This window comes from Leptospira mtsangambouensis (genome assembly GCF_004770475.1).
Taxonomy (GTDB): Bacteria; Spirochaetota; Leptospiria; order Leptospirales; family Leptospiraceae; genus Leptospira_A; species Leptospira_A mtsangambouensis.
Genome location: NZ_RQHK01000017.1, coordinates 786,781 through 813,458, shown reverse-complemented (window position 1 = coordinate 813,458; position 26,678 = coordinate 786,781). Strand labels below are relative to the sequence as shown.

The window sequence follows — 26,678 nt, the reverse complement described above, 5'->3', positions numbered from 1 at the left end:
CAATTTGACTGATTCACTCACAAAAATCGAGTGAGTCAGTCGAACCGTTTACTTCTAATCGTTCTTTCGTCTTAAAAAAGCAGGGATGTCGTAATCCTCTCCGTAATTTTGAAACGGGGAAGATTGTTTCTGAGAAGAAAATCCTCGATTGGATTGGCGGATACTTCGAACTGAATCTTGTTCCTTTCCAAATCCAGAATCCTTTTCTTCCGACTTTCTAATATAAACCATAGGAGAAACAGATTCTTCCGAACCCACAACCTTTTGTTCTCTTTGGTATTGTTTTCCTTTTTTGTTAAATCCAGTTGCAATCACTGTGACTCGAATCTGCTCATTCAGTGAAGAGTCTTCATTGAGTCCAATGATGATATTGGCATCGGGGTCTGCTTGTGCTGTGATGATTTGTGAAACTTCATTCCATTCATGGATGGTCAAATCATTTCCACCAGTGACGTTGATGAGGAGAGACTTTGCTCCTTGAATGCTCGAGTCTTCTAACAATGTGTTGTTGATGGCTTGTTCTACCGCTTCACTCACACGTGTTTCTCCCCGACCTTCTCCAACACCTAAAATTGCATCCCCTGTGTCTTTCATGATGGTTTTTACATCAGCAAAGTCTACGTTAATGATTCCCGGATGGTTGATGATATCACTGATCCCACGAACACCATTTAACAGAATATCGTCGATCACTCGAAATGCCATATCCACAGGAGTATTTTTATCTACTACCTGAAAGATAGAGTCGTTACGAATGGTAATGAGTGTGTCTACATTGGCACGGAGTTGGTCAATACCAAGTTTCGCAAGTTCAGCTCTGCGTTTCCCTTCAAAAGAAAAAGGAACCGTTACCACACCTACTACCAAACATTTTAATTCTTTGGCAATGGCTGCAATGATAGGCGCTGCCCCAGTTCCTGTTCCTCCACCCATTCCCGCTGTAACAAAAACCATATCAGCACCTTTTAATGCAGATATAATTCGTTCTTTGTCTTCGAGTGCGGCCTTTTCACCTAGTTCCGGATCTCCACCGGCTCCCATTCCACGAGTGACTTTGTTACCCAATTGGATTTTTACTTCGACAGGAGATTTTAATAATACTTGTTCGTCGGTGTTCATAACAATGAAGTCAACACCTGTCATTTTAGAGTGAACCATTCTTGTGACGGCATTCATTCCGCCTCCACCTACTCCAATGACTTTGATAATAGCAGGGCTTGTTTTTTCTTCTTCTAGGTACAACATTCACTTATCCTTAGAGATTATTCTCCATCCAACGACGAACCTTCTTCATCCATCCATCGGAATCAGATCCGGAATGCATATTTCTTTGTTCTAAATTTTGTATTTTGGAACTGTATTTAATCAGACCAACAGCAGTGGCATATTCAGGGCTAGAAATTTTATCCACAAGACCGCTGAGCCCTGCCGGTTTTGCACGACCCACTGACAAACGTAATACTTCCTCGGCAGTGGCTTCAATCCCTTGTAATAATGATGTCCCACCTGTAAGGATCACACCGCCCGCCAAACTCGACTTAAATCCTGAACGAACAAGCTCATGATCAATCATTTCTAAAATTTCACGAACCCTTGGTTCTAAAATCTCAACGAGTTCTTGGCGAAAAACGGAACGAGCTGGTCTTCCCGATATGGATGGGATTTCAAATTTCTCTGTAGGGTCCACCATATCAATTCTTGTATGGCCGTATCTTTTTTTAATGACTTCTGCCGTTTCCACAGTGGTTTTTAAACCAATAGATATATCGCTTGTGATATGGAATCCACCGAAAGGGACAACTGAAGAAAACGCAATTCCCCCATCCACATAGATAATGATGTCACAGATTCCTGCACCAATGTCGATGACAGCAGTTCCCAAATCTTTTTCGCCTGAAGTAAGGATGGCTTCAGAAGAAGCAAGGCTTGATAACACTCGGTCCATCTGCAAAAGGCCAGCCTGTTCTACACAACGATCAATGTTGTTAAGTGCAGTATTTCCACACGATACAATATGTACTTCCGCTTCTAAACGAACCCCAGTCATCCCAATCGGATCTTTGATATTGACTTGGTCATCTACTTTGAATTCTTTTGTGAGAACATGGATGACTTGTTGGTCACCTGGAACATGTACTGCTTGTGCAGCTTCTACAACTCGCATTATATCCGTTTCAGATACAATCCGTTCTCTGTTTGTAACAGCGATGATTCCTTTTTCATTGAACCCATGTACGGACTTTCCTGATACATTGACTACAACCGTATTCACTTCTTGCCCAGCCATTAGTTCTGCATCACCAAATGCTTCTATGATGGACTTTGTTGTTGTTTCTATATTGACAATGGAACCATTTTTGATACCGGCAGAAGGATAAACTCCAGTTCCAATAATTTCGATTTCATGTTCCCCTATTAGTCGCCCAATGACAACTTTAACAAGAGAGGATCCCAAATCCAAGGCCGTTATGATAGGTGCATCATCATAAGTCATATCAGTGATAAACGGCGTCTTCTCCCCTCAAATCGATAGAAACGGCTTTAACAGATTCAGCTTCCATATAAGCCAAAGATGCATATAATTTACGAAATACATTGAGTTCTAATTTATCACCTAAATATACTTTCATAGAATTTGGTGACTTTAAATACATAGTATAATTTCCGTCACGTTCAGAGACGAGTTCGGAGATTCTGGATTTTAGTGCAGGATAAGAGGAAAGAGCGTGTCGCATTTCTTTTGTGATATCAAAAATTTGTCTGCCTTCTAGTTTTTTTTCCCCAACAGTGAATTGCCCACTAATCACAATTAGGTGATTAGCTAACACCCGATCTCTGGAAAGTATCTCCAGATCCTCATCCACCTCATACAAGGAACTTCCTACATGTATGACAAATTCGGCGACTTTCTCCTGTACATTGATCTTCAAAAATCCATCAGGGTCTCTCGTGATCCGAACCTTCCGAATCCTTGGATGGCCAGAAAGTAGTTTCTCCCAATCCTTCCAATCCCCAATCTTTGGGTTTTCCGGATCCACTCCCAAATAGCGAAATACCTCGGGAGGGCTGAGAGCCACAAGTCCTTCCCATTCCACACGGGCCACAGGTTTCACGTGTCTTCCCCAACGGAAGACAAGCCCTAAGGCCAAGAGACCCAAAACAACCAATAGGATGGGAACCACGCGCCCAAATCGTTTTTCTTTGATTTCTTGGGGGGTGTCAACCATATATTGATTATGTCACATAGTTAGGCTGTTTGGAAAGCATTTATCAAGAGGGCACAAAAAAAGGCCAGGCGAACCTGACCTTTCTCGCAATTCTCAAACGTGAGGTTTGAGGTGCTTAGTTTTGTGCTACCTGCATGGACGCTGCATGAAGGTCCATAGAGACAGTTTGGTATTTTTTGGCTTCTTTTTCAAGAGCTTCTGCACGGCGAAGAAGTTCTTTCTTCTCGTTCATTTGGCTAAGAGCCTTACCACCGCGAGTAGATCCTGCTCTGTCACGAAGTGCTTGAGCCATTTCTACTTTTTCTTTTGCAACATTCGCAAGATACTCAGAAACGGCAGATTTTTGCGCTGGAGTTGTTGCTTGTTCAATCATAGCAGACTCCAAAAGCTCCAATCTTTCGTTTGTATCTAAAGCTTGGAGATTTGCTGTTGCAAGCCCCATTGCCAAGATCCCTGTTGCGATAATCTTTGTTGTTTTCATGTGATCCTCTCTAGAGTGGGAACCTCTTTTTCCGATTCCCTATTTGTATTCTATGACTCTAAGAATCTTCTCATAAGGATTAAATTCAATCGGAAATTACGAAGAATTTCCCCTCTTGAAGCTCAAAATGGGAAAAAATGAAAAATCTGGATTAATATTAATCAAAACCGGATTAAATTTAATCATTCCGAATGATAATAGGACCCAAAACCTAAAGGAAGAGTTCTCGACCCGATAAAAAAAGCCCTCCGAAGAGGGCTTTCATCAAAACCTAACAAACCTTGTAGAGGTCAGATCAGTATTTTGTCTTTGTATAGCTCAATTTTTTATTGAGGATGATGTCCACATTGGTCACTTCCCCTGGTTGTACATGGATCTCGGAGTTTTCGAGTTTCATTTCTTCCATAAAGCTAGCTCGGATTTCATATTTTCCCGGTTTTAGGTTGGTGAACCAAAAGTATCCATCTTTGTCAGTGGTGACCTTGAAGATCTGGTTTGTCGAAACCACTGTTGGCATATAGATTGGGTGCTTTTCAATCGGATTGTCCAAGGTTTTATAGAACACTCGTCCTCGAATGGCACCAAATCCATCCATGGAGTTGATTGCATCCACAGTCACAGTTTGTTTCGGAAGGACAGCGGTTGCCGTTTTGTAAATCGGATATTTGTCCGCACGGATCTCGATTTGGTGAACCCCAGCAGGAAGGTTATCAATTTTTACATTGTAAATATCTCCCTGGATCAGAGTTCCATTTTTGGTGACAGATCCCCAAATTTTTGATTTCTCTGTTGTAATTTGAGAAGTGTATTCCTGGTCATCCACAAGGACTTTGATAGACCTTACTTTGTCTTCCGCAGGAGACGATTTTAGTTTTCCCTGTTTATTGAGAAGGTCATAAGGCGATTTTGTAGCCGCTCCCCCATAGGATTTGTCTTTGATGATGGAAGTGCGAATGAGGATACTTCCTGTGGTGACTGAAGGTGGTGCTGGTGGTTCCACCTCAACAATCGGCGGGATGACCACTGTTGTATCATTGGCAGGAGTTGGTTCCGGCTCTGGTGCAACAGGAGGAGTTGTTGTGTTATTGTTTGGTGATGTAGTTGTTTCTACTGGAGTGATGGGAACGTTGATCACAACATTCGGTGGTTTTGGTGGAGGGGTTTGTGGTTTCGGGGAACCCGATAAAAAGATCCCAGCGGCATTTCCAGAAACTTGCGGAGTTTGTTCATGGTTGAACTGGCGTGCCATTTTTACAGTTTCTTCTTTGGCAACAAAGAAGGCTTCGAGGGCAGTGACCACACTGTCTTTGTTTAAATCCCCTTTTTCCAAAGCATTTCCAAAGTTGTAAGTAAAGATCCCATGGTTGATGGTTCCTCCCACTTCAATAGAAGTTTGGTCATCGTCTGAAGAAGAAATGACTGCTTTGTCTTGGAAAAAGTAATCCTCTGCGTTTTGTCGGACCACCCCATCATTCCCTTGTGCAATCGGGATTTCTGCAGCACCACGGGTGTTTTTTCCTTTTTTGGCAATCCCACCTGAATAACAACAGTCCATCACAAGAACCGTTTTTTGGGATTTGATTTCCGTTAAAAATTCGTTTAGTTCTTCATCCGAAATATGCGGGCGATCGTAACAAATGAGATAGTTACGCATTCCATTTTTTGCTTTCGCATCTTTCATATACATTCCATGGCCGGAGAAGTATAAAAAAACAGAATCCTCTTTGCCGACAACTTTCCCCAATTGGGTGATGGCATTTTTTACATTGTCTCGAGTGACCATGGAACCTAACAGGACTTTGATATCCTTAAAGTTCCCTTTCTTTTGGATTTTTTCTTTTAAGAATGTTGCGTCTGCTTCACAGAGATTCAACTCAGGGATTTTTGCTGTGTTCCCTTTGTAGTTAGTTCCAATGAACAACGCATAACGGTTCTGGCCAAACACCGGTAATCCGATGAGATAGGCTGATAGAATGCAAACAAATATGTTTCGAAACGAAAACATGATTGGGTTTCCTCTTATCCGGATGGAGTGCTTCATTCTCCAACACCGGAAATCGGAAATCAATTGGATTTTTGTTTGGAATTTAAAAAACGAAACACTTGAGGAAGAACAAAATTACGGAATTCTTCGTTTACCCGTTTTTCTCCTCGGCAATCGTAATGGATATTATCTACAAATCTCTCACTTGGGTATGAAGAATCGGGAAAGAAAAAGAGTCCGACATCTGGATTCTCTCTAAAAAAAACTTTTAGATCGGCAAGAAGGTCTTTGGACTCCCTAGATTCTTGTTTTTCCTGAATCCACGGCATGTAGATCATTCCAAATTGGATCCCTTGGGAACGAGTGTATTCGATCAGTTCTTTTAAAACAATGAAGTCAGGTTTGCGGTATACATAAGGAATTGGATTTTTTAGTTCTGCATCCAATTCCTTGCGAATCAACTCTTTCGAAAACAAAACAAGTTCTGGTTTCAATCGGTTAGAAATATTATACTTTCCGAAATGGCGTGTGATTTGGTCTTCGATGGTGCGATTGTCTTCTAATTGGGAAGAGGCAGGTTTACAAAGTCCAGCTTCTACATTTTCACAAGCTTCACAAAAAAGAGATCGTTCTTTATAATTTTTGTCCACTTTCCAATTGGTTCCACTAAGTGCATTGCGAATGGCACCATGGAACCGATATGATTCATATAAAAGCGGCATGGCTTTTGATAGAATGTACAAACGTTCTACACCAGAATACTGATTGGATAATTCGGAAAATGTAAATTGGTGAAGATAACGATGCCCAAAAAACTCCCAAAGGATTTGGTTTGCATCTTCTTGTTTTCCGCTGTAACTGATGATATTTGTAGGAGTGGCAGTTCGAAAAAAATTCTTTTTTATGCCTTCATTCCATCTTCGATTGAGATATTCAGGAACTGATTCATTTTCTTTGACGGCCTTTGCATCTGGATCGTAAAGTGGCGGGCCATATCCCGTCGAATAGAGTTTAGGTGATGCAGCAAACAAAATCATTTTTGGTTTGGCATTTCCCTTTTTTACGTACTTATCCAAAAAGAAACGATAGTATTTGGGTCCCATGGCCGGTAAACTATGATTATAAACCGAATACTCGATGCCTGGTTCTTTTGAGTATCCCGCAAGTGCCATTGAGCGAGAATCACCTAACACAATAATGTCGGCGTCACCTTTGCCGGATTCTACAAAGTTTTTCTTTAAATTGACAAAGAAAATTTCCGGTTGTTCCAAATAGTGGATTCCAGTAAATCGAACCACAATTTCCAATACCAAAAAAAATAAGAGGGTAATCCCAATTCCTAAAAATTTAGAACGCAAAATAAATTACCTCCTTTCCAAAAACTCCCCGAGTGAGAATGAGAAATCCCATAAAAGATAAAACAAATGCTTGTACGATTGGATGAGTCAAAAACACCCAATATCTTTCTTTTTTAAAATAGGAGATTCCGTCGATGATGAGAAGTGGCAAAAAGATTTTAAAATATTCTCCAAAGAGGCCAACCATGTCTTTGATATTATTATTTGGATTTAAGTCCCAATCCCAAACAAACAAAATCTTTTTCATATATAAAAACATCATGTGAGCATCATAGGAACGAAAACCTACTCCACTAAAAGCAACGAGAGAATAAATTAATACTCTGGAAAAAGTTCCAGAAAGTATACTTTGGATTTTTTCAAATAACGAAGGTTTTGTGATTTCTGCAACATCGGTTTTTTCATCTTTCTTTTTTGCAAAAGCCACAAGGTAAATGATCGTATATACACCTTGCAAACAACCCCAAGTGATAAAAGTCCAATTTGCCCCATGCCAAAGCCCTGATAAAAAGAAAATGATGAATAAGTTTCTGTATTGAGCAAACTTTCCATATTTACTTCCACCGAGTGAAATATAAATATAATCGCGAAACCACCTGTTCAGCGTTACATGCCAACGATTCCAGAACTCAGTTGGTGTTTTGGAAAATTCTGGAGTTTCAAAATTAACGGTAAGAGTAACTCCGAGAAGTCTTGATACACCGAGAGCAATAAAAGAATAACCAGCAAAGTCACAATAAATTTGTGTTAAAAATAAAAACCCACCAGCAAACACTTGGGATCCATCCATGGCTTGGATGATGTCTGGATTTTGAGTATAAAGAGATTTTCCGGCAAGGAAAACTTGGTCGACGTAAGTGGCTAAGTTATCGGCCACATAGACCTTCATAAAATAACCAAGAAGGATATCATACAAGCCCTTCTGCACTCCATCCCAAGTTGGGAATTTTGGTTTTTTCAATTGGGGAAGAAGGTCTTGGGCACGTTCGATGGGACCTGCCACAAGTTGTGGAAAATAATTCACAAACAAAGCAAAATCAAAAAAATCACGTTCCGCTTTGATTTGTTTTCGGAACACATCGATTGTATAAGACATGGTTTGGAAGGTATAAAAACTAATCCCCACAGGAAGGATGATGTTTCTTAACAAATAAGTATGGGAATCAGTTGCCGCAGTAGAACCCATCCACAATGCCAATTGGTTCCAGGAATCGATAAGATTCACTGCGAAAAAATCATAGTACTTCATTGTAAAAAGAAGGCCCAAGTTGGCAAAAATGGAAACTGATAGGTAAAGGCGACGACGGATTTGGTTTTCCGTACCTTCAATCAATAGGGCAGCGCAATAGTCAATGATGGTACTGACAAGGATGAGAGTGAGAAAAAACCACTCCCACCACCCGTAAAAAAAGTAAGATGCAAGGAGTAACCAAAGGTTTTGTGCGCGGTAGGCCCATTTTTGTTTTCCGGCAAACCAACCGAATCCCAAAAAGACCGCATACACGATAAGAAAGAATAACAAAAAGACAAAGGTATTAAAAAGCATCGGTCTTCGTTACAATTTCCGGGTCACTCGATTCTGTAAAATTGAAAAAATGAGGACAAAATGGAGAATCTTATCGTTGACCCTTTCGGATTTGCAGAAATCTTGAGAGTTACCTTGGATCTACGTTCGGAACTCAAAACCAAATTCGGTTTTTCGGAATTTCGCCCGGGCCAAGAAGAGGCCATTCGTTCTGTGTTAACAGGACAAGATACCTTAGCCATTTTACCAACTGGTGCGGGAAAGTCCCTCATCTACCAACTCCCGGCAGCCATCCAGAAAGATAAACTAACCCTTGTTATCTCCCCTCTCATTGCGCTGATGAAAGACCAAACCGAGAGTTTACTTGCCAAAGGAATTTCTGCTGCTTTTTGTAATTCCACACAAGATGAAGTCGAACAAATGACCATCCTTGCCAAATCCGTAAAAGGAGAAATTCGAGTCCTTTTGGTTTCACCAGAAAGAGCACTCTCCAATGGATTCCTTCGTATCTTTCGGGAACTCGACTTATTTGCACTTGTTGTAGATGAAGCGCATTGTGTATCCCAATGGGGACATGACTTTCGTCCCGAATACCGCCAAATCCATATTTTGCGGGAACGCCACCCTCGTCCCAATTTTCCGATTCTTGCCCTGACGGCAACTGCTACGACAAAAGTCCAAACAGATGTCCAAGACGCACTGGGAATGAAATCACCAAAAGTGGTTCTTTCCACTTTTTATAGACCTAATTTAAAATTCAGTGTAGAATATCCGGCTGCCGAAAGGGACAAAGTCGACAGACTCATTGAACTTTTGGAACCTTGGAAAGATGGAAGAAAATTTCCGGGTCGGGCCATTGTTTACTGTGCCACAAGAAAAAAAACCGACGAAGTGTATGATCTTTTAAAAGACTTTGGATTCTCTGTGGGAAAATACCATGCCGGCAGAACCGATGGAATCCGCGAACGAACTCAGAATGCTTATACTTCCGGAAAAGTTCCTATTCTTGTGGCTACCAATGCTTTTGGAATGGGCATGGACCAACCTGATGTTCGTTTGGTGGTGCATTACCAAGTGCCAGCTTCTCTCGAAGCTTATTACCAAGAAGCAGGCCGTGCGGGACGAGATGGGCATGGTTCGGAATGTGTTTTGTTTTTTAAAGCAGGTGATGTGGCAACACAAGCTTTTATGTTATCGAAAGAAACCAACTTCAAAGGTGGTGACACTCTTCTCAAATACATTAAAGAGTATGCAGGCAAAGAGGAATGTAGGCAAGTCCAACTTTGTTCTTATTTTGGTGAAACCATTTCTCCTTGTGGAAATTGCGATATTTGTACTGAAGTTGGCTCCAACCTCCATCGATCCCATTTTTTAAAAACAGAAGCCGCCAAAGTCCAAAAGAAAAATGAAAAAAGGGAATACCCACTTTCGGAATGGGAAGAAGAAACCATTCAAAATTTTTTAAAAGAACATCCTGCTGTATTTGGAAAAACCATCATTGCCAAAACTCTTGTTGGCAAACGCACAAAAGATGTGCTTCGGTATCGAATGGAACGCAATCCTTTCCATGGAAAATTGGATGGAATTCCGGAAGAAGCAGTTGTTGCAAAACTCGAAACCTGGGTGGAAGAAAAAAAAGTTTTAGTAGCAGGGGCCAAATACCCAAAACTTTATTTACCCAATTTTGTTAAAACAAAATCAAGAACCTCACCATCTAACTCTGACAATACGAATTCTTCTCAGTCAAAACTAAAAAAACCACCCACTCTCAATTCACAAATTTTAAAAGAACTGATGAATTACCGCGATCGGAAAGCAAGACAACTCAAGTGGAAAAAGTTTATGGTATTTCAAAATCCTGTTCTCAAACGAATTGCGGAAAGAAAACCAAAAAACCTTTCGGAGCTCGAAGCCACAAAGGGTGTGGGCCCGGCCAAGGTGGAACGATTTGGAAATGATATCATTGAAATCCTTTCCAAATGGGACTAAGTCAAATTTTTTTTTCCTTTCATTTGGGAACTGTTTGGGAGTTGGGAACAGGGTTCTAGACTCTCCGATTCAAAGTAAATTCCCTTGAAACTTTCCATGTCTCTTAGAATCTGCAGATTCATAGGGGCAAAATGGAAAAAATTGCAGGGAAGATCGTAACTCACGAAAGAGAATGGGAAGGTACAATTGAATTCGATTCAAATACCGGACTCATCACAAAAGTGAAAGATGGAATTGATCCAGAAGCTCGCCAATTTCCCGAAGGTACAGTGATTTTTCCTGGTTTTGGAGATATCCACATTCATGCGAGAGAAGATGTTAGTGGAAAACATACTTACAAAGAAGATTTTATTTCTGCGGGGAATGCAGCCATCAATGGTGGAGTGATCCATGTGGCAGATATGCCAAACAATCCAGTTCCTCCCATTGACGATGAATCTTATACCGCCAAACAAGCGCTCACCAAAAAAGCACCCATTCAGATCACATTGTATGCAGGGATTGGACCTCATACCAAACCTCTAACAAAAAAAGTTCCCTATAAAGTGTTTATGGGACCATCCATTGGCGAATTGTTTTTTCATGACAATGCTTCATTAGAAGAAGTGATCAAACATTACGTAGGCCAAGACATTAGTTTTCACTGTGAAGACCCAGAGATTCTAGTAGCCAACCAATCACAACCGACACACGAAAAAAGACGTCCCAAGGAAGCAGAAACAGTCGCGACGGATTTTGCTTTGTATTTAATCGAAAAATACAATCTCAAAGGAAAACTCTGTCACTATTCCACAAAAGATGGTCTTTCAAAAATCATCGCAGCCAAAAAAAGAGGAGTGAACGTGACTTGTGAAGTCACTCCGACACATTTGATGTTTGATACGGATATGTTAACAGAAACCAATCACAAATGGTTTCAAATGAACCCACCTCTTCGTGGCAAAGAAGACCGCGAAGCGATGGTCAAAGGGATTTTAGATGGACATATCGATTATTTAGCGACAGACCACGCACCCCACTCCATAGAAGAAAAACAAAAAGGGACAAGTGGGATCTCACAACTGGATACTTATGGGTTATTTGTCACCTATATGATACTCAAACTAAACATTCCAATGACTACCATTGCAAAAATCTGCTCTAAAAACCCTGGAGAGTTTGTAGCACCCTATTTACCGGAAGCATTTGGAAAAGGGGTTGGAATTCTTAATCAAGGTTATGCGGCAAATTTTTCTGTCTTAAATTTAAAAAAACCAGTTGAATTTAAAAAATCAATGGTTAAAAGTAAGTCCGGCTGGTCACCCTTTGAGGGATTCCAATTTCCTGGATCCATCGAAGCAGTTTACTTTTTAGGCAAAGAAATACATGCAAAATGAGCCATTAGGCAGTAAAATTCTCTCTGGTCTCACCGTTAAGTCACTCCTTGCGGAATATCCGAATAGTTTTCAAGTTTTAGATTGGGAAGGAAATTTTATTTCTGTTACCGAACGATTTGCTAGGTTTTTAGAATTTGAACCGAAAGAGATTGTTGGTAAATCCATTGTTGATTTTGCCCACGAAGACGACAAAGAGAACACAAAGTACACCTTTGATAGTTTAGGTGAAAATCCAAATATTGTAAATTTCGAAAACCGCTTAGTCACCCACTCAAACGAAGAAGTGTGGATCATTTGGTTACTCATTCCTTTACGTGAATCAAAAATTATTCTTGGATTCGATAGAGACGTTACCATCCAAAAGGACATTTCGTTCGAATTCCTCCTCCAACAACAGAAGTATAAATCTATTTTTGACAACCTTCCCATGGGAATTGCCATCACCGATGAAAAAGGGAAAATTGTTGAGACAAATAAAACAGCAAGAACCTATTTCAATATCCAAGATGGTGAACTTTTAAATCGTACTTTAAACATACGTAAATACACTCTCATTCAGCCGAATGGAAATAAAATTTATCCAAGAAATTCCAGTTTGATGCGTGCGTTGCGACACAAAGAAGTGATTCGTAATATGGAGATTGGTCTAATCAAAGAAGAAAAAATTACTTGGTTTGATATTTTAGCAACACCGATTCCTCTCGAAAACTTTGGCCTTGCCGTTGCATTTCTTGACATCACCCAAAGAAGACATGCAGAAGAAAAAATTGCATACTTAGCTTTTTTTGACCAACTCACCAATCTTCCCAACAGAAACTCTTTGATTGATAAACTTTTTCCAATCTTTGAAGAAGCAAGAAGGCATGGAAATCTTGTAGGTATCCTTGCCATTGATTTAGATAATTTTAAAATCATCAATGATTCTCGTGGCCATGAATTTGGTGATAAAATTATAAAACTCGTTGCGTATCGAATCAGAGAAAGTATCAGAGTATATGATTTGATCAGTAGACAAGGTGGCGATGAATTCACAGTTGTCTTGCCCGACTTATCTAACGAAAGAGATGCAGCAGTTATTTCCGAATCCATTTTAGATGCTATGACTCATCCTTTTGTCATCGATGGGGAAAGAATTTTTGTAAACATATCGATTGGGATCGCACTTTATCCTACAGATGGAAAAGATTCCAACACACTTCTAAAAAATGCAGACAGTGCTCTCAACCTAGCAAAATCCCAAGGGAAAAACTGTTATGTATTTTTTACAGAAGAACTACAAACTGTTGTGGCAGAAAGATTGGAAATCGAAAACAGGATGCGGATTGCCATCATCGAAAATCAATTCACTTTGATGTACCAACCCAAAATCGATCTTTATACAAAAAAACCTGTGGGTGTTGAAGCCCTCATCCGTTGGCGTCATCCTGAACGTGGCCTTATTTCTCCCAATGTATTCATTCCCATCTCTGAAGAAACAGGAATGATTTTTGCGATTGGCGAATGGGTCATTAAATCAGCAATCCAAACCATGAGATATTGGAAAGACCAAGGGATTAATGATGTTTCGATGGCGGTCAATATTTCCACCAAACAGTTCAAACACGAAAGATTAATTTCTACCATTGCCGAAAACCTAAAACTATTCAAAGTGGATCCGCATGATTTGGAAGTGGAACTCACGGAAAGTTCAGTTATGGAAAATGCAGATGCTGCCGTCCGTACCATGCAAGAGATTCGAAAACTAGGGGCAAAAATTGCCATTGATGATTTTGGAACCGGATATAGTAGTTTGGGATATTTGAAAAAACTTCCAATCTCCTCTTTAAAAATTGATCGTTCTTTTGTATCTGAAATCACATCTGACAAAGATTCCAAAACTATCATCCATGCAGTTTCCAATCTAGCACATAACCTTGGTTTGAGTGTTGTGGCAGAAGGAGCAGAAACCGAGGAACAAGTCAGGTTACTTGCCGAAAGTGGAGTTGATCTCATCCAAGGTTTTTATTTCGCCAAACCGCTGAGTTCTGAGGAATGCCTTCATTTTCTGAAGACAGAACTTGGAATTTCGGATTGACCCGGTCGCTTTCCCGCCGTTTTTATCAATTAAGGATTTCACTTGAAACTTTCAGTTGATTGGTTAAACGAATTTACCCCTCTCTCCCAAATCCCTTTCGAAAAGGTTTTGGAAAAAATTAATACATCCATTTGCGAAATTGATGATGTGGAGGAATTTAAAGTTCACCTATCATCGGTTATCACTGTCAAAATCAAATCACTTGAAAAACATCCCAACGCGGAAAAACTATCCACTACTGTCGCCACAGACGGTTCCAAAGATTACCAGATTGTGACTGCCGCCACCAATGTAAAGGTAGGTGATATTGTTCCATTGGCCCTTCCTGGAACCAAACTGGATGGAAAAGAAATTTTAGATTCGGAACTTCGGGGTGTTCGTTCCCAAGGGATGTATTGTTCCGAAAAAGAACTAGGACTTGCTTTAGAATCTTCTGGAGTATTGATTTTTCCAAACGACATTCCACTTGGAATTTCGGTTCGTAAATTTTATTTATGGGAAGATACGATTCTCACAATTGATAACAAATCCATCACACATAGACCTGACCTTTGGAATCATTTTGGATTTGCACGTGAACTTGCAAGCCAACTCCAGTTGCCTTTGAATGAATTCCCTTTCCAAACAGATACAAAATGGGAATCAGGAAATGAGGGACTGGTTGTGGAAAAAACAGAACATGCACATGCTTACTATGTTTGTTCCATCAAAGATGTAAACATAGCCCCTTCAAATACCAAAATCAAATCTCGGCTTGAAAAATGTGGAATTCGTTCCATCAACAATGTTGTAGATGTTTCCAACTATCTTTTGTTAGAACTTGGTCAGCCTACACATTTTTTTGATAGAGAAAGATTAAATTCCACAACCTTCTCTGTCTCAAAGTCAAAAGAGGGTGACTCCTTCCCTTTGTTAGATGACACAAGTCCTAAATTACAAAAAGATCTGCTTCTCATTCAAAATGGAAAAGATCCAGTTGCCCTCGCAGGTGTGATGGGAGGAAAAGATTCAGCAGTCATCGATTCCACAAAAAATATTGTGATGGAATCAGCAGTTTTTAAAAGAGAGGATGTTCGTTATACAATTCGTAAAACCAATATCCGTACCGAGTCTGCAGTTCGATACGAAAAAGGTTTAGATAGTTACACTTGTTTGCCGGTAATTCGCAGAGCCGTTCAATTACTAAAAGAAAATGGAAACCCAAAGATAAAAGTTTATGAACCGCAAGGATTCAATCATACAGAACCTAAGTCTGTGACCATTCAAACGAATCTTTCTTTCCTTCGCCATAAATTAGGTAAAAATATTTCGCAAAATGAAGTCACAGAAATATTAAACCGACTTGGTTTCAAAGTTACAAACCAAGGGGAAGAATTATCTGTTTTAGTTCCTAAATTCAGACAAAATTACGATGTTACCATTCCCGAAGACCTTGTGGAAGAAATTGGAAGGACCATTGGTTATGCCTCCATCAAAACAGAAGCACTTTCTATGGCAGTGGAAACTCCAATTCGTAACCCATTACGCGAACTGGAAAGAAGAGTCAAAAACTTCCTCGCATTAGAAGTCGGATTTAATGAAGTTTATAATTACTCCTTTGCATCACAAGCAGATTCCAAATTAGAAGCAAAAGAAGAACATTCTTCATTAAAAATTGCAAACGAAATGCCCGACGAACATTCGTTATTACGGAATAGTTTATTTCCTGGTATCATCAAACAAGCCAAACTCAACCAAGACCGATTTGAATCTGTAAATTTATTTGAACTTGGAAGAACCTATCATAAAGAAGGGAATGGATCGGAACTAGCAGAAGAAAGACGTTGGATGGCCATCCTTTCTCTTTCGAAAAATAAACCGAATGACCTAACGGCTGTTGAATTAGAATTTTTACAAGTTAGAGAAACAATCTCCGATCTTTTCCAATATTTGAACCTACCAAATTACAAATGGGAAAAAACAAATCGAAACTACTTCCATCCCAATGCTGGACTTGTTCTTTCTTATGATGGAATTGAGATTGCCGAATTGGGAATCCTCCACACACGTTTTGCGGATGATTATGACTTAAAACGAAGAGCCATTCTTTCTAAAATCAATATGGAAAAGTTAGTGGATGTTTGGGAGAAACAAGGAAGAAACTCACATTTTGTTCCTCCATCCAATTTCCCTCAAGGCCAATTAGATCTTTCTTTGCTGATGAACGAAAAAGATACAACAGAATCTTTTGTAGGTCTAGTACAAGAAATGAAAATTCCTGAACTAGAATCTGTGTTTGTTCAAACCATCTTCAAAGGGGAAACAGTCGGTGAAGGAAAAAAATCTGTGACGTATCGATTTAGACTTATGTCCTATGATAAAACGTTTACACAGGAAAGGTTCAAAGAACTTTCTGATTCTCTTGTAGATATCGCAAAGAAGAACGGATATAACTTACGATAAATTTGCTTTGACAAATCCCGATTTTTATCGGGAAATCATCCGAGTTTATGCGGACACTCCTAACAGTCATTTTGTCGGGTTTAGTATTCTCATGTTCCCGATTGGAAATCCAAAAATCCATCACAGATGATAGTTTTGTTCCGCAAAAAATCGATTATGCGATCTCTTCGGGTTCCGATGTCAATTTCCAAAAACTTCGATGGACTCCTATCTTTAAAAATAACTTAAGTTTGGGTTTTCAATCGGATCATGTTTTCCTTAGATTGAAAGCAACCAACCAAACTTCTGCAAACAAACTAATTTTAGATTTAGGAAATCCACATTTAGATTTTGTTCGAGTTTATGAAGAAGGAAATCCGGAACCTATCAAAGAAGGTGGAGATTTTATTGCACACTCTCATTGGGATGCATTTTCAAAATCCATTGCTTTTGAATTGGATTGGAAAGAAAACGAAGCCAAAACTTTAATTTTAGAAACCAAATCTTCATCAAACGTCAGTTACCTGATTCGGTTCTACTCCAAAGACACATTTTATTTAAAAGAAAATTTAGAAAATACCATTCTCGGTTTCTTTTACGGAACCATATTGATCATGGTAATTTACAATTTATTTATATATTTTATCTTAAAAGAAAAAGCATATATTACTTATTCCATATCCATTTTTTTTAACCTAGCCCTTCAAATGTATTTGAATGGAATATTAAACCAAGTCATTACACTTGACCATCCAGAAATTCACAACCGAATCGGAAGTATTATCGTCACCTGCTCCGCAGTTTCCGGTTGGACATTTTCCCAACAAACTTTGAATTTGCGAGAATTAAACCCTTGGTCACACAGACTCATCCAATCTTTAAAATTTGTAGTTCTATTTTATATTTTAATTCCATATTCTTACCTACCAATTGCCATTGCAGTTCGATTGGGAAATCTAATTGCTCAAGTTTTTGTAGTTTCTGTTCTTCTTGTTGCTTTGGTTAATTATAGCACCGGAAATAAACAAGCAAGGTTGTTTCTATTTGGATGGAGTACCTTACTTTTTGGGATTTTGATGTACACTTTGATGCAAAACGGAGTTTTGCCTGTAAATCTATTAACTATTTATGGAAACCAAATTGGTTCCACTTTAGAAGCGGGAATTTTATCACTTGCTCTGGCCAATAAAATCAACGAACTAAAAGAAGAAAAAGCAAACACCCAAGCCTTAGCACTTGTCACTCTTGAAGAAAAGGTAAGAGAACGTACAAAAACTTTGGATGAATCGTTAAACTTAATCAAAAAGGATTTGAATGTTGCTAAAAAAATTCAAAAAACTTTGTTCTCAGATATTAAAACTAGTGATCCAAGAATCCACTTTCACTCCTACTATCAGTCGATGTCCGAAGTAGGAGGTGATTTTTACGACCTAACACAGGTAAAACCAGATTACTATCGAATTTTTGTAGCGGATGCTACAGGCCATGGAATTCAAGCCGCACTCATCACAATGGCGATCAAAGCGGAATACGAATCACTCAAAATGATTTACGATCATCCCGATGATTTGGTATTTCATATGAACCAAATCTTTATTAACAAATATAGCAATATTCAAACAATATTTACCTGCTCTGTTTGCGATATTGACTTAAAAAACAAATTACTCTTCTATTCTTCAGCAGGTCACCCTGATCAAATTCACCAAAGAATTGATGATATAAAACTTTTACCAAGAACTGGGAAAATCATAGGACTTATGGATCATACCCAGTACCGAATCATCGAACACCAAATCGAAGAAGGCGATCGTATTTTTCTCTTTACCGATGGAATTTTTGAACAGTTCAATCCTGAAAAAGAACTATTCGGTGAAGAACGTTTGTATGATATTTTAAAAGAGAACATGAAGATGAGTTTGGATCATACGATGGCAAAGGTACTCAGTGAACTATCTTCTTTTACTGAAGGTGATGTAAAACAAGACGATATTACATTTATCGGTTGCGAAATTCAAAGTCTAAGTTGATTTTGATATCCATGTCCTATTCAGAAATTCCCGTTTTTACCAATCCCTTCATCCACCCATCCGCAACTGCCTTTGGTATGATCGAATATGGAACTTCCGTTTCATTATGGCCCGGTGCCGTGGTGCGAGCTGATATGAACTCCATCAAATTAGGAAATTATGTGAACATCCAAGATAATTCCACTTTACATACTGACAGCACAAGCCCCATTAGTATCGGCGAATGGACATTAGTTGGTCATAATGTAATGATCCACGGCTGTAAAATTGGAAGAGGAGTTCTTGTTGGTATCGGTTCTATTGTTCTGGATAATGCTGAAATTGGTGATGGCTCTCAAATTGCTGCCGGTTGTATGATTCGAGGAGGAAAAAAAATTCCACCTAGATCTCTTGTCGTACCTGACGGTTCAGATATCAAAGTATTTGCAGGAAAAGCTAAGCCAGAACTGACAGTTGCGGGATGTATTGAATACGCCCATCTTTCTGTTCGGTTTCAACAAAACATCTTTGTTCCTTTTCAAAAAGAAGAAGAAGTACATTTTGTAAACCAAGCAAAAGAAATCATTGGAAAGTTAGGCATCTAACCAACAAAATAAGAATTCTTTCTGTCTAAACCATATCTCTTTTATGAAAAAAATTATAGATAAACTGCAAATCCTGGGAATTTTTTCTATCACACAGACTGTATTTCAAATTGGGACTGTCATGATTATGGCAGTTTCTGCACTTGCTGGACAAAGCATTGCTCCATCGCCTGAATCAGCTTCACTTCCAATTTCATTTGTGATTTTAGGAACTCTTCTTGGTTTGGTTCCTGCCTCAAGGTTTATGAAATGGAAAGGTAGCAAAGTGGGTTTACTCACAGGAACAGTGATTGGTATCGTTGGTGCGATCCTTGCATCTTATTCCATGTATGAGAAGAATTTTATCTTATTTTCCATATCACACTTGTTATATGGTTTTCATCAATCATTTGTACAGTATTTACGATTTGTTGCAATGGAATCAGTACCAACACATGATAGATCCAGTGCCCTTTCTTGGATTTTAATCGCAGGAATTCCAGCAGCCTTTCTTGGCCCATTGGCTGGACTCCAAGGGAAAGAACTTTTTCCAAACTCATTATATTTGGGATGTTATTTAATTTTAATTTCCAGTTTGTGTTTACAATTTTTCTTTATTTTATTTTTACCAAAACCAAATAAAGAATTATCTAATACTCCTTCACAATCCAATGATCCTTCCCCAAGATCAACGATTCGCCCACTTTCTTATCATATAAAAAATTTAGGGTTATGGGTTTCGATTTTGGCAACAGCATTTAGTTTTGGACTGATGGCAATGCTGATGTCTGCAGTGCCAGTGGCAATGAAATCCCATGGACACGAAATGCATGCATCCACTTTGGTACTACAATGGCATGTATTAGGAATGTACATTCCTTCTTTTTTCTCAGGACAATTGGTACGGAAAATGACAGCACCGTATCTGATACTTTTAGGAATTTTTGTGATGGGGCTTGAAAGTTTTGCTGCTCTGCAAGGTACAGAATTTTTGCCATTTGCTGTGGCACTCATACTACTTGGCATTGGTTGGAATTTTATGTATGTCGGTGGCACCAACTTACTTGTCGAACAATACCATCCTTCAGAAAAAAACTCGATTCAAGCTACAAATGATACAATTGTATACTCTTTTGCAATTCTATCTACATATAGCGCTGGTTACCTCGAAAATAAAATTGGCTGGCTTAACCTAAATTTAGTCAGCATTCCATTTTTGTTATTTGTGAGTATCTTCACAATGTATTATATTCATTCACAACGAAGGAAGGTATAGTCAAATGGAAAATCTATCTCATTGGGAAACTATCGTTGGTCTCCAAGTAAAAGATGATGAACTGTATACACAGTATAGAGCAGAAATGAAAGAACTCTTAGAAAAATACGAAGGGGGATTTCGATATGATTTCAAAATTAAAGAAACATTAAAGTCGGAAACAAAAAATCCAATCAATCGTGTGTTTTTAATCTATTTTAAAAACAAAGAAAGGAAACTCAGCTTTTTCGCAGATCCAGATTACAAAAAAGTCAGAGAAAAATATTTTGTCCCTTCTGTCGAAAGCACAACCCAAATCGCAGAATACGAAAGATTTTTCGAATCATAATTATGAATTATAATTGCCAAATCATCACCTAACTATAAATAATTATTTGTATGTTTAAAAACAAAATTCTCCCCATATTTTCCGCTACAATTGTGATCAGTTTGTCGGAATTCTTTAGAAACGAAATACTTTTTAAATCAATTTGGTTAAATCATTACAACCAATTAGGAATTACATTTCCATCTGAACCAATCAATGGCGCAGTGTGGGGAATATGGTCTCTTGGATTAGCGTTTGCAATTTTCTATTTATCTAACCATTTAAAATTCAAACAAACGTTTCTTTTTAGTTGGTTTATAGGTTTTGTATTGATGTGGATCGTAATTTGGAACTTATCAATTCTACCGATTGGAATTCTTTTATACGCAATCCCACTCAGTATCTTAGAAACTTTTTTAGCTACTTGGGTTGTATATAAATTGAAATAATAAAAACCAATCAACTATTTGTTAAATGGTTTTTCTTCCAGCTTTAATTTTGGCAGAAAACTCTTTTGCCATTTCAATTCGAAGTTTTCCTTCAGCAAAACGCCGTTTTTCTAGATCTGTTTCTAAACGCAAGGGAGGAACAGCACAGGGCTTCTTGTTCTCATCCAAAGCAACAAACGATAGATAGGCGGTTGTTGCTCGAACCATCTCTCCCGTATAGGGATTTTCACGGTTTACTTGAACCCCCACTTCCATCGAAGTAGTTCCAACATAATTCACCATAGCCTTTAAATTTACATGATCTCCAATTTGAATTGGAGTTATAAAATTAATTCGGTCGATACTAACAGTTACTGCCTCATGACCGGAGTGCCTTTGGGCAGACATAGCAGCAATCAAATCGATCCAACTCATAATGGCTCCACCAAATGCAGTTCCATAATGGTTGGCATCATTTGGTAGAACAATATGCCTTGTTTCTACTGCAGATTCTTGGGGTGACTTGGCAGGTAAATCGTTAGGATTCGTCACAATGAGGATAACTTCCTCTTGACCAATCCCAAAGGAAAGGCTTTTTTAAGAATTCATCCAATCAGTTTCATTCGTCCAATGAGAATCATATGCTAAAAGATAAAAATAAATATGTCTATTGGACCAAATTTCAAAAGGATACAAGTCCGCTGCTTCGTCGTTTCCTTTTGGCCGCATCCGGTTTGTTTCTCATCGCTGCAGGCTTACACATTGTTCCTTTTTTTACAAAACAAGGTGAAGTAGATTATTTATTTTTTACGGTTGATTTCAGTTTTGCGATCATTCTATTTTTAGAATTTTTATTAAAGAACAAAGTACCTTTAATAGTTCGTGTTTTAAGTTTAATTTGTACAACCATTTTTATCTCTGTCTTATCGTATGTCCGAAGTGGTTTGTTGGGTAGTGCAGAAATATCATTAACATTTATGATTGTTTCTTTTTATGTTTTCCTTCCACCTATCATAAGTTTAATTTCTTCAATCATCATATCTTTATTACCAGCATTATTTGGTGGTTTAATTTACTTTTCCTGGGTTCGGTTTCCTGAATCCTTAGGACTCAGAAATAATAATCCAAGAGAATGGATTTTTAATTCTGTAAGTTTAATTTTATTTTCTGTTTTAACTGGATTTTTAATCCAAAGATTGAGAGGGAAACTGATAAAAAATATTGTTTATCTTAAGGAATCAAGAAGCAAAATATTAAAATCTCAAAAACACATCGACAAACTTGCATTTTATGATTCACTAACACACCTCCCGAATCGATATTTGTTTGAAAAATTAATCCAAAATAGAATCAGTTCAGGAGTATCAGAATCTTTTCTACTTTTAATCAATCTAAAAGGTTTAAAAGTAATTAACGCGCTACACGGCATTGGATTTGGAGACCAAATTTTAACCTTAACTGGATGTGTATTAAAATTATATACAGACGAAAGACCCGACGTCCTTGTTGCCAGTTTAGGCGGTGATGAATTTATATTTTGGATAGAAAATTCTACAAAATCTAAAATCGAAGAAGCAATCGTAAACTTTGACTTCAATAATAATGAGTTACTTTCTCCTGACCAATTAGGACATAGACTTCAATACCGAGTTTCAGGCGTTCAATACCCTCAGGATACAAATCATTTGGATGAAGCGATCCGGAAACTTTCCATCGCCATGAATGTAGCAAAAGAAGGTGTCCTAACAAAGTTAGTATGGTTCCAAACTGGTATGGAATCTAAAATAGAAAGGGAACAAAAACTAAAAAATTATTTAGAGAAAGCAATCAATCAAAAAAATTTCAAAATAGCATACCAGGAAAAAGTTGATATTAGTTCTAAACAAACCGTAGGTTTGGAAGCACTTGCACGTTGGAGTTTGCCAGAATTCGGGAATATTTCTCCTGAAGAGTTTATACCGATTATCACCAAATCAGAGTTAATTGTACCATTCGGAAAATGCATATTTGAAAAAGCCATTTCCCATATTCCCAAACTACTGGAGTTGTACGGAAAAGAGATACAAATTTCTATCAACATCTCTCCAATTTTCTTTTTATATCCGAATTTTAACGACTATATTATTCAATATTTAACTTACCATAAAATTAATCCAAAAAACATAATATTTGAAATTACAGAAGATGTTTTTATAGATGAAATCGAAACCATCCAAAAGATTGTTTCAGATCTTAGATCCAATGGAATTTCAGTTTCATTGGATGATTTTGGAAAAGGATATTCATCACTTCATTATATGCAAAAAATTCAATTTGATGAATTAAAAATCGATAAATCATTTTTAGAGGATATTGCAAACTCAGATCGAAACTTTTTACTTTTGGAATCTATTTGTCATTTAGCCGATTCTTTAGGGCTTAAAACCATTGCAGAAGGGATTGAAAACGAAGAACAACTCCATCGTTTAAAACAAACATCCTGCCATGTAGTCCAAGGTTACCTTTATTCAAGACCTCAAATACTTTTTGATTAGTTAAGAATAAACAAAAGGAATCTCTAATTATTTTTCCTCTCATTCTTTAGTTGCAGAGAAAAAACGAATCTGAAATTCTATCCTCTATGGGACAAGGTCATAATCATTCTAAACAAGACCACCACTCACACAATCATAGCCACCACCATACCTCAACTTCTACAAAAAATTTGGCATGGGCCTTTGTTCTTAACTTAAGTTTTTCTTTGTTAGAGCTAATCGGTGGTATTTTTTCCAATAGCATTGCCATTATTTCTGACGCTTTCCATGACTTTGGAGATGCCTTGTCTCTTGCCCTTGTCTGGTATTTACAAAAAATTTCCACAAAACCAAAAGACAATTATTTTGATTATGGTTATAAACGATTTTCCATACTTGGAGCACTTATCATTTCAGTTATTTTATCAGTTGGTTCCATCTTTATGATCATTGAATCTATCAAAAGATTCATCACTCCCGAAGAAACTAAAGCTGATGTTATGTTTGCGCTTGCTATCATTGGAGTCATAGTCAATGGAGCAGCAATGATACGACTCAACCATGGTAAATCATTAACCGAAAAAGCAGTGTTTCTCCATTTTTTAGAAGATATACTTGGGTGGATCGCAGTCCTTATCGGTAGTGTTGTCATGATGTATTTCTCAGTTCCTTGGTTTGATCCATTACTATCACTGGCGATTGCATTATGGATTTTATGGAATGCATATGGCAATATCAAACAGGTGATGATCGTTATGTTGCAGGCAGTGCCTGAATCAGTTGATCGTCATGAACTAATTGAACATTGGGAAAAAATCAAAGGAATCCATTCGGTCCATGATATCAAAATTTGGAGTTTAGACGGGAACCACCATGTTGCTTCCTTACATGTGCTGATAGACAAAACTGTTAAACTAAATGAATTTCAAAAGATTAAAGAAAAAATTAGGAAGGTTGCATTAGAATTTGAAATCATCCATACAACCATTGAACTAGAAACTGACGCCGAACAATGCAAACTTCACTCAGATTGATTTCATTGGTTTAAATCTATCCAATGATTCAATTCGTTTGATCCATTCTAGAACTTTTGGATATGATGATAAATCAAATCCACCTTCATGTGCCACATGTGTGTAAGCAAACAAAGATATATCTGCTGTAGTTAAAGAATCACCAACCAAAAATTTATTCTTTGTTAGCTGGGTTTCCATAACTCGTAAAGCTTTATGCCCACCTTCTTGTTTAGATTCGTATTCTGCTCGTCTCTCCTCGGGAATCCCCAAATAATGCTTAATAAATCTTGCTACTGCAATATAAGGTTCATGACTGTATTGTTCAAAAAACTGCCACTGTAAGACCTTGGCTTTTTCAAAATGGTCTTTTGGAATCAGATCACTCCCCTCCGCCAAAAAATTCAAAATAGCATTGGACTCTGATAAAATTCTGCCATCATCCAAAATTAAAATAGGAATTTTCCCATTCGGATTCATTTTCAGAAATGAATCTGTTTTGGTTTCTCCTTTTTTTATATCAATATCTTGCCATTCGTATGGAATCTCTAGAAAGGAAGTTACGAGTAATAGTTTATAACTATTTCCTGATTGTCTGTCACCGTAAATTTTCATTTTCCTTCCTATAAAGATCTGGTAAAAAACTTTCGAACTGACCCACCTCTTCAATGTTATGTTTAATCCAATAAAAACCATGTTGATTGTCAAAAAACAAAAACTCAAAGATGGGTCGTAACAACTTAAAACTAAATCCTTTCCATCCGACAATCAAACAATTTTCATAACGAGTTCCCTCTGCACTTTCCTTAAAACTATATTCCATTCTTGCAATCGGTAAAAATCCATACAGTTTTGGATTATGAATAAAACCTTCCTCATCTAATTTTTCGATGGGACTGACAACATTCACTAAATAATTCTTTTTCCTACCAAGGTATTCTACAATTCTTAAAACTGCTCCAGGCCCAACACTACCATCTGGTTTTCTTTTTTCATAACTAACATGAACATGGTCTTCGGGATGCCAAACATGATAACGATTATAGATCTTTCCTTCATATTCGATATCACCTTCTAAATGTTGGAACCACCAAACCAACATTTTTGGAAAAACTCCTTTGATTGTATCATGCCGAATCCAATATTTAACTCGTCCATCGGCAAGCACTTCTCTTCCGGATTCTGCCGATTTCACAGACTTCCTGTTCCAACGTATATCCAACTTTGCTAACAACCCTAATTGAACCTTTTTCATTACAATTCTCCAAAGTATAGTAAACGCTATACTCTCACAAATTCATTGTAAAGTAAATACTATACAAAAAATCAATCGAAAAATTCTGGTACAATTAAAAAATGATACAAAACGGAGACTGGTAAACTCATGAAACTAACCCTAAAGTCACTACAAAACGAATTTAATGCTTACCAAAATCCCGAGTCAGAAAAGGAAAAAGACATCGTAAAGGCTGCTGAGGATGTTTTTGCTGAGTTAGGATTTTCAGGTGCAACAACTGCAGAATTAGCAAAAAGGGCTGGTGTAACAGAACGTACGCTCTTTAAATATTTTCCCTCTAAGATTGATTTATATAGACGGGTTCTTTCAGGTTTACTTCTTTCAACGATTTTACCCGGCCATATGTCTGACCTCAAAGAAAGATTACAATCGTTGAAACCAAATTTCAAAGAATGGTATGTTACTATTTTAAAGGCAAGATATACTGCCGTAGCAAAAGAACCTCAAAAACTAAAACTACTTCTCGGTGCCCTACTGTTCTCAAAAGAATTTGCAGAGATCTTTGGGAATCTTTGGAAAATAAATTTGTATGATACTTCCGTAGAAGCTATCAAGTATTTTCAGCAAATAGGTGAGATCAGAAAGGATTTAGATCCGAATCAAATTGTAAGAGCTTCTTTTAGTTTGGCCGCTAGTTTTTTAATTACAAAATTTGTATTAGCACCCAAATATCCAATTGATCCAGAAAAAGAAATGGAAACTATTTTTATCATTTTTTACCAAGGAATCAAAAACGAAATGTAAATGTGAGGGACCTTTCAAAGAACATTGAAATTTCGAATCTCGAACTAATTTAAACTTATATAAATTAGCATA

General features: G+C 37.8%; 22 protein-coding genes. 12 read left to right on the top strand and 10 right to left on the bottom strand.

Annotation, left to right across the window (positions count from 1 at the left end; all coding sequences use genetic code 11):
- Nucleotides 1-54 precede the first annotated feature (54 nt).
- The 7 genes from ftsZ to EHR01_RS16280 all read right to left on the bottom strand — a co-directional run bounded on the left by ftsZ (nucleotide 55) and on the right by EHR01_RS16280 (nucleotide 8,596).
- Nucleotides 55-1,245 carry a cell division protein FtsZ gene (gene ftsZ / locus EHR01_RS16310; RefSeq protein ID WP_135696229.1) on the bottom strand — a complete coding sequence of 397 codons (1,191 nt, stop codon included), beginning with the start codon at nucleotides 1,243-1,245 and terminating at the stop codon, nucleotides 55-57.
- A 10-nt stretch (nucleotides 1,246-1,255) separates the two neighbouring features.
- Nucleotides 1,256-2,494 carry a cell division protein FtsA gene (gene ftsA / locus EHR01_RS16305; protein ID WP_100719849.1) on the bottom strand — a complete coding sequence of 413 codons (1,239 nt, stop codon included), beginning with the start codon at nucleotides 2,492-2,494 and terminating at the stop codon, nucleotides 1,256-1,258.
- A 1-nt stretch (nucleotide 2,495) separates the two neighbouring features.
- Nucleotides 2,496-3,227: a cell division protein FtsQ/DivIB gene (locus tag EHR01_RS16300; protein WP_135696227.1), complete on the bottom strand. Its 732-nt coding sequence runs from the start codon at nucleotides 3,225-3,227 to the stop codon at nucleotides 2,496-2,498.
- Nucleotides 3,228-3,342: 115 nt separating this feature from the next.
- The gene (locus tag EHR01_RS16295; protein ID WP_135696225.1) at nucleotides 3,343-3,708 is read right to left on the bottom strand and encodes an LIC_10421 family protein; all 366 of its coding nucleotides are present in this window, start codon (nucleotides 3,706-3,708) and stop codon (nucleotides 3,343-3,345) included.
- A 295-nt stretch (nucleotides 3,709-4,003) separates the two neighbouring features.
- Nucleotides 4,004-5,713 (bottom strand): caspase family protein, encoded by a 1,710-nt coding sequence (locus tag EHR01_RS16290; RefSeq protein ID WP_135696223.1) that lies wholly within the window; start codon nucleotides 5,711-5,713, stop codon nucleotides 4,004-4,006.
- Nucleotides 5,714-5,772: 59 nt separating this feature from the next.
- Entirely contained in the window at nucleotides 5,773-7,050 is a 1,278-nt protein-coding gene (locus EHR01_RS16285; RefSeq protein ID WP_135696221.1) for a DUF1574 domain-containing protein, read from the bottom strand.
- Complete coding sequence (locus EHR01_RS16280) at nucleotides 7,040-8,596, bottom strand: MBOAT family O-acyltransferase (RefSeq protein ID WP_135696219.1); 1,557 nt, start codon at nucleotides 8,594-8,596, stop codon at nucleotides 7,040-7,042. Before EHR01_RS16280 ends, EHR01_RS16285 begins: the two co-directional genes overlap by 11 nt.
- Before the next feature lie 60 nt (nucleotides 8,597-8,656).
- Here EHR01_RS16280 and EHR01_RS16275 point away from each other — a divergent pair, with 60 nt between their 5' ends.
- The 9 genes from EHR01_RS16275 to EHR01_RS16235 all read left to right on the top strand — a co-directional run bounded on the left by EHR01_RS16275 (nucleotide 8,657) and on the right by EHR01_RS16235 (nucleotide 21,060).
- Entirely contained in the window at nucleotides 8,657-10,564 is a 1,908-nt protein-coding gene (locus EHR01_RS16275; protein WP_135696217.1) for a RecQ family ATP-dependent DNA helicase, read from the top strand.
- Between the two features lie 131 nt (nucleotides 10,565-10,695).
- Nucleotides 10,696-11,940, top strand: a complete 1,245-nt coding sequence (locus tag EHR01_RS16270; RefSeq protein ID WP_135696215.1) for an amidohydrolase family protein — start codon at nucleotides 10,696-10,698, stop codon at nucleotides 11,938-11,940.
- Nucleotides 11,930-14,014, top strand: a complete 2,085-nt coding sequence (locus EHR01_RS16265; RefSeq protein WP_135696213.1) for a sensor domain-containing protein — start codon at nucleotides 11,930-11,932, stop codon at nucleotides 14,012-14,014. The genes EHR01_RS16270 and EHR01_RS16265 overlap by 11 nt, the downstream gene beginning before the upstream one ends.
- A gap of 42 nt (nucleotides 14,015-14,056) precedes the next feature.
- Nucleotides 14,057-16,456, top strand: a complete 2,400-nt coding sequence (gene pheT, locus EHR01_RS16260; protein WP_135696211.1) for a phenylalanine--tRNA ligase subunit beta — start codon at nucleotides 14,057-14,059, stop codon at nucleotides 16,454-16,456.
- A gap of 47 nt (nucleotides 16,457-16,503) precedes the next feature.
- Nucleotides 16,504-18,465: a 7TM diverse intracellular signaling domain-containing protein gene (locus EHR01_RS16255; RefSeq protein WP_135696209.1), complete on the top strand. Its 1,962-nt coding sequence runs from the start codon at nucleotides 16,504-16,506 to the stop codon at nucleotides 18,463-18,465.
- 26 nt (nucleotides 18,466-18,491) lie between these two features.
- Entirely contained in the window at nucleotides 18,492-19,049 is a 558-nt protein-coding gene (locus EHR01_RS16250; RefSeq protein ID WP_414467770.1) for a gamma carbonic anhydrase family protein, read from the top strand.
- 43 nt (nucleotides 19,050-19,092) lie between these two features.
- Nucleotides 19,093-20,304 carry an MFS transporter gene (locus tag EHR01_RS16245; RefSeq protein ID WP_135696205.1) on the top strand — a complete coding sequence of 404 codons (1,212 nt, stop codon included), beginning with the start codon at nucleotides 19,093-19,095 and terminating at the stop codon, nucleotides 20,302-20,304.
- A 4-nt stretch (nucleotides 20,305-20,308) separates the two neighbouring features.
- Complete coding sequence (locus EHR01_RS16240) at nucleotides 20,309-20,632, top strand: DUF1330 domain-containing protein (protein WP_135696203.1); 324 nt, start codon at nucleotides 20,309-20,311, stop codon at nucleotides 20,630-20,632.
- A 50-nt stretch (nucleotides 20,633-20,682) separates the two neighbouring features.
- Nucleotides 20,683-21,060 (top strand): hypothetical protein, encoded by a 378-nt coding sequence (locus EHR01_RS16235; RefSeq protein ID WP_135696201.1) that lies wholly within the window; start codon nucleotides 20,683-20,685, stop codon nucleotides 21,058-21,060.
- Nucleotides 21,061-21,081: 21 nt separating this feature from the next.
- On the opposite strand, the gene EHR01_RS16230 is transcribed toward EHR01_RS16235, so the two are convergent.
- Nucleotides 21,082-21,591: an acyl-CoA thioesterase gene (locus EHR01_RS16230; protein ID WP_135696199.1), complete on the bottom strand. Its 510-nt coding sequence runs from the start codon at nucleotides 21,589-21,591 to the stop codon at nucleotides 21,082-21,084.
- 89 nt (nucleotides 21,592-21,680) lie between these two features.
- Between EHR01_RS16230 and EHR01_RS16225 the strand changes: the two genes are divergently transcribed.
- Both EHR01_RS16225 and EHR01_RS16220 read left to right on the top strand, forming a co-directional pair.
- The gene (locus EHR01_RS16225; RefSeq protein WP_135696197.1) at nucleotides 21,681-23,573 is read left to right on the top strand and encodes a putative bifunctional diguanylate cyclase/phosphodiesterase; all 1,893 of its coding nucleotides are present in this window, start codon (nucleotides 21,681-21,683) and stop codon (nucleotides 23,571-23,573) included.
- 86 nt (nucleotides 23,574-23,659) lie between these two features.
- Nucleotides 23,660-24,586 (top strand): cation diffusion facilitator family transporter, encoded by a 927-nt coding sequence (locus EHR01_RS16220; protein WP_135696186.1) that lies wholly within the window; start codon nucleotides 23,660-23,662, stop codon nucleotides 24,584-24,586.
- Here EHR01_RS16220 and EHR01_RS16215 read toward each other — a convergent pair.
- Together EHR01_RS16215 and EHR01_RS16210 are read right to left on the bottom strand one after the other, a co-directional pair.
- Entirely contained in the window at nucleotides 24,578-25,180 is a 603-nt protein-coding gene (locus EHR01_RS16215; RefSeq protein WP_135696185.1) for a glutathione S-transferase family protein, read from the bottom strand. The genes EHR01_RS16220 and EHR01_RS16215 overlap by 9 nt on opposite strands.
- Nucleotides 25,164-25,820 (bottom strand): DAPG hydrolase family protein, encoded by a 657-nt coding sequence (locus EHR01_RS16210; protein ID WP_135696183.1) that lies wholly within the window; start codon nucleotides 25,818-25,820, stop codon nucleotides 25,164-25,166. Before EHR01_RS16210 ends, EHR01_RS16215 begins: the two co-directional genes overlap by 17 nt.
- Before the next feature lie 129 nt (nucleotides 25,821-25,949).
- Between EHR01_RS16210 and EHR01_RS16205 the strand changes: the two genes are divergently transcribed.
- A complete protein-coding gene (locus EHR01_RS16205; RefSeq protein WP_135696181.1) occupies nucleotides 25,950-26,606 on the top strand; it encodes a TetR/AcrR family transcriptional regulator in 657 nt (218 codons plus the stop codon).
- Nucleotides 26,607-26,678 lie beyond the last annotated feature (72 nt).